This window comes from Streptomyces niveiscabiei (assembly GCF_033794345.1).
GTDB classification, from domain to species: Bacteria; Actinomycetota; Actinomycetes; order Streptomycetales; family Streptomycetaceae; genus Streptomyces; species Streptomyces niveiscabiei.
The window spans coordinates 1-9,088 of the sequence record NZ_JARAYJ010000082.1; the positions used below are offsets into that span (position 1 = coordinate 1).

General features: G+C 69.2%; 6 protein-coding genes and 1 pseudogene. 2 read left to right on the forward strand and 5 right to left on the reverse strand.

Going from position 1 to position 9,088, the window contains the following annotated elements; all coding sequences use genetic code 11:
- Positions 1-192: 192 nt before the first annotated feature.
- The 4 genes and pseudogenes from PV682_RS43645 to PV682_RS43660 all read right to left on the reverse strand — a co-directional run bounded on the left by PV682_RS43645 (position 193) and on the right by PV682_RS43660 (position 5,193).
- Positions 193-1,362 (reverse strand): pyridoxal phosphate-dependent aminotransferase, encoded by a 1,170-nt coding sequence (locus tag PV682_RS43645; RefSeq protein WP_319738458.1) that lies wholly within the window; start codon positions 1,360-1,362, stop codon positions 193-195.
- Between the two features lie 19 nt (positions 1,363-1,381).
- Positions 1,382-2,185: an alpha/beta fold hydrolase gene (locus PV682_RS43650; protein ID WP_319738460.1), complete on the reverse strand. Its 804-nt coding sequence runs from the start codon at positions 2,183-2,185 to the stop codon at positions 1,382-1,384.
- A gap of 256 nt (positions 2,186-2,441) precedes the next feature.
- Positions 2,442-3,861 (reverse strand): annotated as a pseudogene (locus tag PV682_RS44580) (IS701 family transposase).
- A 465-nt stretch (positions 3,862-4,326) separates the two neighbouring features.
- Positions 4,327-5,193, reverse strand: a complete 867-nt coding sequence (locus PV682_RS43660; RefSeq protein ID WP_319738462.1) for a metallophosphoesterase family protein — start codon at positions 5,191-5,193, stop codon at positions 4,327-4,329.
- A 178-nt stretch (positions 5,194-5,371) separates the two neighbouring features.
- Between PV682_RS43660 and PV682_RS43665 the strand changes: the two genes are divergently transcribed.
- On the forward strand, positions 5,372-6,793 hold the full coding sequence (locus tag PV682_RS43665) for an IS4 family transposase (RefSeq protein ID WP_319738463.1): 1,422 nt from the start codon (positions 5,372-5,374) through the stop codon (positions 6,791-6,793).
- A 252-nt stretch (positions 6,794-7,045) separates the two neighbouring features.
- On the opposite strand, the gene PV682_RS43670 is transcribed toward PV682_RS43665, so the two are convergent.
- Positions 7,046-7,651 (reverse strand): TetR/AcrR family transcriptional regulator, encoded by a 606-nt coding sequence (locus PV682_RS43670; RefSeq protein ID WP_319738464.1) that lies wholly within the window; start codon positions 7,649-7,651, stop codon positions 7,046-7,048.
- A 259-nt stretch (positions 7,652-7,910) separates the two neighbouring features.
- Here PV682_RS43670 and PV682_RS43675 point away from each other — a divergent pair, with 259 nt between their 5' ends.
- Positions 7,911-8,945, forward strand: coding sequence for a ketopantoate reductase family protein (locus PV682_RS43675; protein ID WP_319738466.1), 1,035 nt, complete (start codon positions 7,911-7,913; stop codon positions 8,943-8,945).
- Positions 8,946-9,088 lie beyond the last annotated feature (143 nt).

A 9,088-nucleotide genomic window follows, 5' to 3' on the forward strand; every position in this document is an offset into this window, starting at 1 on the left:
CCGCGCCGCCCGGCGGGGGGGGGGGGGGTGGCCGCGGCGCCCCCCCCCCCCCCCCCCCCCCCCCCCCCCCCCCCGCCACTCTTCTTGCTTCCCTGCGGGCACGCGTACGGCCCCGGCCGCCAAGGGGTGGGGCGGCCGGGGCTGTTCCCGCCCGGGCAACGGCGCGTATGAACCGGGCGGAGACGACGGCGGCTATGCCTGAGCCGAGGGCACCCCCGTGGTCCGGAGCCGTTCGAGTGCCGTGGTGATGCGGGTGATGCCCTCGTCGAGGGTGTCGAGGGCGGCGGCGAAGGACAGCCGGATGTGCCGGTGCCCGCTGGGGCCGTACTCGCTGCCGGCGCGTACGGCGACGCCCTCCTGGAGGAGGAAGCGCGTCACTTCCGTCGACGGCAGGTCGGCGTCGTAGCGGGCGAACGCGTAGAAGGCACCCTCGGGCTCGTTGCCGTGGAGCAGATCGGTGACGGCCAGGCGCTTCGCCACGAAGTCGCGGCGCTCCTGGTACGCCTTGAACATGGGGGCGGCGATCTCGGGGCCCAGCCGGAGGGCCGTGAGGGCGGCGCGCTGCACGGCGGCGTTGACGGATCCGTTGAAGGTGCGGTGGACGTGGCGGACGGCGGTGGTGACCTCGGCGGGGGCGATCGCGTAGCCGATGCGCCAGCCGGTCATGGCGTACGTCTTGGAGAGGGTGTTGACGTAGATGAGCCGGCCGCGCAGGGAGGCGATGGCCAGCGAGGAGACGAAGGGCACGCCGTCGTAGACGAGGTCGGCGTACGCCTCGTCGACGAGGACGAGGGTGTCCGTGCCGTCGAGGAGTTCCCCGAGCCGCGCGAGGTCCTCGGGCGGCAGCACCGCGCCGGTCGGGTTGGACGGGTTGCACAGCACGACCATGCGCGCACCGGGCAGTGCGGCGGACAGCGCGTCGAAGTCCAGGTGGTGGTTCGCGGTCATGGGGACGAGCACCGGTTCACCGCCGGCCAGGCGTACGGCGTCGGGGTAGAGCGAGTAGGTGGGCTCGGGGATGACCACCCGGTCCCCGGGGTCCACGACGGCCAGCGCGCTCGCGGTGATGGCCGCCGAGCCGCCGTGGCTGATCACCACGGAGTTCTCGGCGTACGGCTCCGCCGACAGGAGGCCGGCCCGGTCCGCGATCAGCGCGCGCAGTTCAAGATCGCCGTTGAGGTCGCCGTAGTGGGTGTGGCCGTCCCGGATCGCCTGGCGCAGGGCCTCGGCGATGGGCTCCGGGGTGGGGAAGTCGGGTTCTCCCATCGCCAGGGAGACGACCCCGGGCGGCGCCGTGAAGGTCGGCCGCAGGGAGGACTGCTGGACACGGGAGATGGCCTGGGAGGGCCGGAAGGGCTTCATCGGGTGCCTTCGGGGTTCGTCAGCGCTGGGCGCGGGCGTGGAAATCGGCGATCCGTTCCCACATCGCGACGGGGTTGGAGTACATCGGCCAGTGCCCGCTGTGTGCGATCTCCGCCAACTCGACGCCGTTGGCGGCGAGTTTCGTCAGGTACGACAGGGAGGAGTTCTGCTCGCCGTACAGGAACATGCGCGGGAAGGGCAGCGACAGGAACTTCGTCATCAGGTCGCCGTGGTCGGACAGGTCGACCATCGACTCGAAGATCCCGCGCACCGCGCCGGCCCGGACCTTGTGGCGCAGGCCCGCCGCGTACAGGGAACTGGCGAACTGCGGTGCGCGGCGTGCCCGTTCGGTGAAGTCGGCCAGGAAGCGTTCGGCGTCGCCTGAGGGGTGGGTGAGAATCTGGCGGCTCAGGAAGCAGTCCTCCGGGGCCACGTTGCCCTCGATGTCGACGAAGCTGAGGACGCGGTCGGGTTCCTGGTGGGCCAGCAGCAGTCCGGTCAGGCCGCCCATGGAGTGCCCGACCAGGTGGAACCGCAGGATCCCCGCCCGCTCGAGTACCTCCCGGGCGGTCCGTACCAGGAACGGGATCGAGACCCTCGACAGTTCCTCGAAGGTCGTCTCCCCGCAGCCCGGAGCGTCGTAGGCGAACAGCGGCCGCCCGGCGAACGCGGGGTGGAACGCGACGTCGGCGTAGTCCTCCTTCGTGGAGCCGAAACCGTGCAGGAAGACGACGGGGATACCGGTTCCGTCCCGGTGGCTCGCGGCGACACTCAGATCCACACCGTCGACCCTCAGATCGAGGCACTCGTTCATCACTGCCATGGCATCGAGTCCACCAGACGGTGTCCATAGACTCAAAGTCTGATTCTGACTGTCAACGATATGTATCACCTCTTGAGGGGCGGGCACTCCTGGGGACGCGTCAGGAGGTCACCTTGTCCTTGGCGAGGGGAGCGACGGCTGGGCTCGGTGTGCTGCCGGGAGCGGCCGCGGTGCGTCGCTCACGTCGGCTCCGGCCGGCTCGGCCACCGCGGCGCTCGGCGTATTCGGCGTGGTTTGTCAGACCGGGCAGTAGAGATCAAGAGGTCTGCCGTTGCCGACAGTGTTGATCAGTTCCTGGAGTGCTGGGGGCGGGGGCTTCGTGGACCATGCCCGCCAGTAGCGTCGCAGCGTGGCCCAGGGTGTCAGCCAGCCACGGACGGCTCGGAGTGCCTGGGGCCAGCAAGCCGGTTGGGGCAGTTGGGACTCGGGGTCTCCCCCTCTCTGACGGGCCTGGCAGTGTGTCAGGACCGGGTGGCTGGTCGGCTGGCAGGGGGCGGGGGCGTTGGTGGGGCGAACCAGGTGTGCCAGCAGAAGCTGAACGCGCAGTTCACGAGGGTCTGGTGGCGCCGGATTGCAGTGTCGGAGCGGACCTGGAAGTCGGCCCGGCCAAGTTCGTCCTTGACCTGTTTGTAGCTCTGCTCGACCCAGTGCCGCAGCCCGTAGATCCGCACGATCTCGGCGAGGGTGGCGGGCGGGCAGGGCGATGCGGCCGCGCGTGGCGAGCCTGGGCGGGGCAGGTCGGTGGCCAGGTACCAGGTCGCCTTCGCCGGCAGGGTGGCCGGGTCGGCTGTGGCCACCACCAGGCGGACGTTCCCGTCCGGGCCCCACCAACCCAGCCGGGCCTCCGCGGCCCACCAGGTGGCGGTGTGCCCGTCGCGGAACGTGCGCTCGATGCGGGCCCAGTCCCCGGGATGTTCCGCATCCTGCCAGGCCAGGAGGCGGGCGGCATCGGCGGGAGTGTGGGCGTCCCGGCCGTAGGCCCACGTTCCGTGCCGGGGCTTGAGAGCCATCACGAACGGTGGGCCGGTGGCGTGGAAGTCTGAGCGGAAGCTGTCCTGGTCGCCGTAGGCACAGTCGGCCGCCACTGCACGGAAGACCAGCCCGGCCGCCTTGGCCCGGGCGGCCAGGTCGGCCGCGATCCGCAGTTTGGTGCGAAAGCTCGGGTCGTTCTTGCCGCGGGGGAAGTGATGGGCCCGGGTATAGGGGCAGGCATCCACCGGGTAGTACACGCGCTCGTCCGCCCAGCACGTGGTCACGGTGACCACACCGCGGTCGATCTTCCCGACCGAGCCGGATACTGCTTGCCCCCGTGCGCCGTCGCCGTCCCGTCCTTGCGGTCCCCTGAGTCATCGATCATCAGGACTCCGCCCGGGTGCGGGGCGGTGGCCGGGTCGGCCAGCAGCAGCTCCAGGCGGCGGGTTGACAGCTTCTTGGCTCCAGGTCGACTCGGACAGGAAGAACTGAAGCCGCTGCACGGAAGCGTGCTGGGCACCGGCCACCGGTTCCGTACCGGCCGGACAGGTCAGCGTCCTGTTGCGGTCACGGGGCAGCAGCAGCCCGGCCAGGTACTCGCGAAACCCACGCCGCTGGGCCAGCGTCCCGAAGAGATCATCGAACCCGCCGGCGTACCCTTCCAGCGGACCGGGCGCGGGCGGACACGGCAACCGCTTCGTCATCTCGGGCTCCCCAGACCGTAGTTGACGCCTTCACCTCACGGCCCACTCCCACACGAACCCGCCGTCAACAAACCACCGCTAGAGGGCCATAGAACTCTTCCTCGAAAGAGCGGTGACTGGCCAGCCCCTCGAACAGACGAGTGGCGCTCAGGACGGGTAAGGCACTCATACGTACTCCTGAGTGAGAGCAAGGACTGTGGAACGGAGCGTGGCGCGCGGCACCACGGGGAGGTGGGGAATCCCCAGACGGTCGGCGAGGTAGGCGGTGGTGGCCACGCCCGCGTGCCCGTCGCGGGGGGGCGGAGGCGAGTACGGGTTCCTCGCCGAGGGCCTTCGTCCTTCGGACGAGGTCGCCGGTGTCGTATTCGCCGGTGAGGCGCACCAGCGTGGTGTCGAACGGCACCGCGTCGGCCAGTGCCCGGCGTGTCACCGCTTCCAGCAGGCCGCCGCGCAGCGTCGACAGGTTCAGCAGGAAGGCGCCTGCGCCGCTGTCCGCGCGGGCCTGGGCCGCCAGCAGTTACGCGAGGACGGCCCGGTCCGGAACCGAAGTGGTGAGACGGCCGAGGAGCTCGGCCCCCCATGCCTCGTACGCGGGCAGGAAATCCGCCCCGGCCCGACCGCACTGGTGGTCGGCGGGTGGTACTCGGTGGTGAAGTTCCACGCACCGGCGCTGTCGAGGTCGAGACGCAGCAGTCCGGCGCCCAGTTCTGGGGCCTTGACGACATGCCGTGTACCCGATGTCCAGTGGTACTGCTCACGGTGGCAGTGGGCCGCCACGATCAGGTCGAACGGGCTCAACCCGCTTTCCTGAAGGGCCACATCGTGCCCGAAACCGCTGTGGCTCACCCCGATGACGGCATCGGCCCCCTCGGGGAGCAACCGGTCGCGTTCGACGGACAGCAGCTCAGCGGACACCTCCTGGAAGGCGAACCCGGCCCGTTCCTCCGGCGGGATCGCTTCGTACGCCTGCGCGCCGATGAAACCGACCACACCGACCCGCAGACCGCGTACGGGAAAAAGCAGGCCGGTCTCCCAGCGCCCGCCGAAACCGGACGGCGGGCTCAGGTTGCAGCAGACCACCGGCGGGAACCGCTGCGGGTCCCGCAGACGCATCAAGTCGGCGAGGTCGTGGTTCCCCGGTACGACGGCGTCGTAGCACTCAAGGGGTACGCGTTGAAGCGCGCAGGGCGGTTCGGGACCGGCAGGCCCGAGCGGCTTGCCGCGCGGTCTCGTCGGCCGCCGTGCGCAGCGGGCAACCGTTCGACGAGTACAGCTCAACTGTTCGATGCGGCGCAGGAGTTGGGTGTAGTGCCTGTGTAGTGCCGCGGCCACGCGCAGTACGCTGACGGCGACGCAGGATGGTGGGATGCCAGTCATGGACGGTCGTGTCCCTCGTCGTGCAACGCCGTTGCTTTAGCAGTTCGGGCTGGGTGTCAAGTACCTGGTCATGGGGCGGGACCTCGAGTAGTTCCTGTGGTGTCGAGCCCAGGAACGAGTACTCGGAGGTCCCGTGCCGCAGCAGTCTGCCAGCGTCGGGCGGTGTCCGACACCCCTTGATGTCTATGCCCCGGGCCAGTTGGGCGAGTTGACCCAGATCATCGATCCCTGCCTGGTCGACGCCGTTGTTGACGAGACTGCCGCCCGGGAACAGCGGCTGCGGCTGCTGCCTGCGCGGGTGGTGGTGTACTTCGTGCTCGCGCTCGCCGTGTTCGAGGGAGTCTCGTATGCAGGGGTGTGGGCGAAGCTGACCGCCGGTCTCGGCAAGGCGGTGACGGCATGCCCGTGTGCGTCGTCGCTGTCGCGTGCGCGGCGCCGGGTGGGCACCGCACCGCTGCGCCGGCTCTTCGAGGTCTTGGCAGGCCCGGTTGCCTCTCCGACCCGACAACGGGACTCGTTCTACCGCGGACGGCGCCTGGTCGCCCTGGACGGCACCACCCAGTGCGTCCCCGACGATCCCGCCGTCACCTGGCACTTTCCCAAACACATCGGCGAGGTGAAGGAGTTCGGCTATCCGATGCTCCGCCTCGTGGCCCTGGTGGAGTGCGGCACCCGCGCCCTGCTCGACGCCGCCTTCGGCCCCGATCGCATCGGCGAACTGTCCTACGCTCACCGCCTCCTGGCGAGCCTGGACGCCTCCATGCTGCTGCTGGCCGACGCCTACTACGACGCCGTGGACTTCCTCAACGCAGTATCCGAGACCGGCGCCGCGTTCCTGCTCCGCTCCACCAGAAAACGCTGCCCCACCACCCGGCTGGCACTCTCCGACGGCTCCTATCTGACCTTCATCCGCTCCCAGCACTACCGCGCCGGCCGAGGATACGGCCGACGCCTCCAGGTCCGGATCATCGAAGCCTGGATCACCGTCAGCCTCGAAGACGGCACCCAGCGCACCGAGTTGTGGCGCCTGATCACCAGCCTGCTCGACGCCGACCGCTATCCCGCCCGGGAACTGATCGAGATCTACCACCGCCGCTGGGAGGCCGAGACCTGCTACTTCTCGCTGAAGTCGACCCTCCTGGACGGCCGCATCCTGCGATCCAGGACCGTTCCCGGCATCGAGCAGGAGTTGTACGCCCTTCTCACGGTCTACCAGGCCCTGATCCACACTGCGGACGACCTCACCCTCGTCCACGCGGAACTATCTGCACGCCGCGTCAGCTTCACGGTCCTGCTGCGGGCCGCCGCCGACACCATCGTCACAGGCGAGTTCCCGTCGAGCACGGCTCCGGCCTCGCTGGTGGGCTCCATCGGCCGGGCCGCCCTGGCCGGCCTTCACCCGCCACGACCTCGCCACCGGTTGAAGGCGCGGATACGTAAACGGCAGGGCAAGTATTCCTTTACCCACCACCGTCATCCCCGCAGGTGCATGCGCTACAAGCTCCACACCGCGATCATCACGGACGGCATTCTTGACAAGGCACCACCCGGCTAAACGCAACGGCGTTGCACGACAAGGGACACCATCCGCGCTCCGGCCCGTCCGCCGCGTTGCCAAACCTGTGCGCGAGGCAGTCACACGCCGGAGACGGCGCGTCGGACTCCGTGGACGCGAGTACGAAAATCTGCGACACAGAGCCTCCTTGTGCTGCTCGATTGGGATCGCAACCACGAGCTACCACAGGAGGCCCTGCCGTTATGACTCGGCCACCGCCACATCACCCGAACAGGAACAGCGTTCGACTGATCAAGACTGTCGTGAGGGGGTCAGGGCGGCGAAAGCGTCGTCCAGGAGGCCGGTCAGATCCAGTTGGCCGTCGGATGCGGTCCAGTGGTCGAGGGCAACGTTCAAGCAGTCCAGGGCTGCGGCGGCGCGTACGGCGTGGGCCAGTGTCGTCTGCTCGGCCGAGCCGGTTCGCTCGGCCAATGCCCGCGCCAAGGCCGGCCGCCAGCCGCTCTGCTTCTCCAGTTGGCGCGCGCAGAGCGCCGGGGTGTCCTGGACCAGCCGTGTCATCGCAAGGGCGCTGTCCGGGTCCTGACGGTAGTGCTCCAGCGCGGTGTCCAGTGCACGCCGTAGCGCGGTCCAGTCGTCCTCGGTGGCCGGGCGGGCGCGCAGCGCGTCGGCGACGCGCTCACCGTGAGCGTCGAAGGCGTTGAGTGCGGCCTCCTCCTTGCTGCCGAAGTAGCGCAGGAACGTGCTGCGCGACACGCCCGCCGCGGCGGCAAGGTCGTTAATGGTGACGTTTTCGTACCCCTCGCGGCGGAACAGTTCGAAGGCCGCCTGGGCCAGCTCGGCGCGCACGGCGCTGCGGGCGATGTCTCGGGTGCTGGTTCGCGTCGCGGCTGGGGTCATGCCCCGAATCGTACCGCGGACAGAGTCACGATTGCAGTTCTGGTATCAAATACCTATTGTGAGACTGAGTGTCATAGCTAGTACCTCGATTCGAAGCGCTCGGGATCGACACAGTGATCACCTCCCCGCCTCCGGGCACGGACGCGAAGCGATGGATCGAGGGCCACGCCGCACCGGCGACACGACGACTCGCCGAACTCGGCTGACCCAGCCGGCCCGGATCACCAAGACCAACCACTCCTCAACCGGAGGCATTCACATGACCGCCCCATCCATCCTCATCGTCGGCGCCGGGGCAACGGGCCTGCCCGTCGGCTATCACCTCAGCCTGGCGGAAGCCGACGTCACGTTCCTGGTGCGGCCGGGCCGCAAGGCTCCACTGAGCGCCGCACAACGGCTGTACTGCTACGACGACGCCGAACTGAAGACGTTCGACGACTACCGCGTTGTAGACAACATCACCCAGCTGGCGGGCACCAGCTTCCAGTTCGTCATCATCACCCTCGACGGCCACACCAGCCGGGCACCGGAGGGCATCGAGCTGCTACGTGGCCTGGGCAACGTGGTCCGGGCCTGCGACGCGCACGTCATCATGTGCGGCTTCGGCCTCGGCGTCCGTGAGCACCACCTCCAGGCCCTGGGCATCGAGGAGGACCGGCTCACCCACGGATTCCTCGGCATGCTCAGCCACCAGGCCACGGCCGACCTGCCCATCCACCCGCCGACGGACCCGGCACACGTGGCACAGGCGAGCATCTGCTACCGGCATCCGGCGAACCGGACCGGCTTCCGCATCGAGACGGGCAACGCCACCGCCGCCCAGCAGTTCGCCGAGCTGTACGAGCGCAGCGGCGTGTCGAAGTGCGCGCAGATCAGCCGCGAGGTCGACAACGTCCTCTCCAACGCCGCCTCACCGGTGTACGCGGCCGGCGAACTCGCCGGCTGGCCCGACTTCGCCACCCTGACGCGGGACGAGGAACTGTGGGGCCTGGCCTGCCGCGCCCAGGCCGAGATCATGACCCTCCCCCGGCACGGCCGGACGGGACAGCAGATGGCCAAGGCCATGGGGCCGCGCGAGACAGCCCGAGCGCACCAGAACATCGAACGGGAGATGCTGCCGCTGGACTACCGGGCGTTCAACCGTTTCCACCACGGCGGCAAGGTCCGCTCCCAGGACGTCGAAACCCTTCACGACTGCCTGGCCGAAGGCCGCCGCAGCGGCCACGCCATGCTGGCCCTTGAGGAGTTGCTGAACCGACTGGAGACACACCACGCCGACGGCCACTCACGGTGACATCCTCTCGGCTGGTCCGGACTTCGCCATGGTGATGGGTGGAGTGAGGTTCCCCCGAGATGCGGAGTGTGTTGACAGAGGGTCAGATGGGACTCATGAGAGGAACATCGACCATGGCCGCCCCCAGAAAGTACTCGCTGGAG

Excerpts from the sequence above, each read along its gene's own strand:
- PV682_RS43675 (WP_319738466.1), top strand. The coding sequence starts at position 7,911 with ATGACCGCCCCATCCATCCTCATCGTCGGCGCCGGGGCAACGGGCCTG.
- PV682_RS43670 (WP_319738464.1), bottom strand. The coding sequence starts at position 7,651 with ATGACCCCAGCCGCGACGCGAACCAGCACCCGAGACATCGCCCGCAGC.
- PV682_RS43645 (WP_319738458.1), bottom strand. The coding sequence starts at position 1,362 with ATGAAGCCCTTCCGGCCCTCCCAGGCCATCTCCCGTGTCCAGCAGTCC.
- PV682_RS43650 (WP_319738460.1), bottom strand. The coding sequence starts at position 2,185 with ATGGCAGTGATGAACGAGTGCCTCGATCTGAGGGTCGACGGTGTGGAT.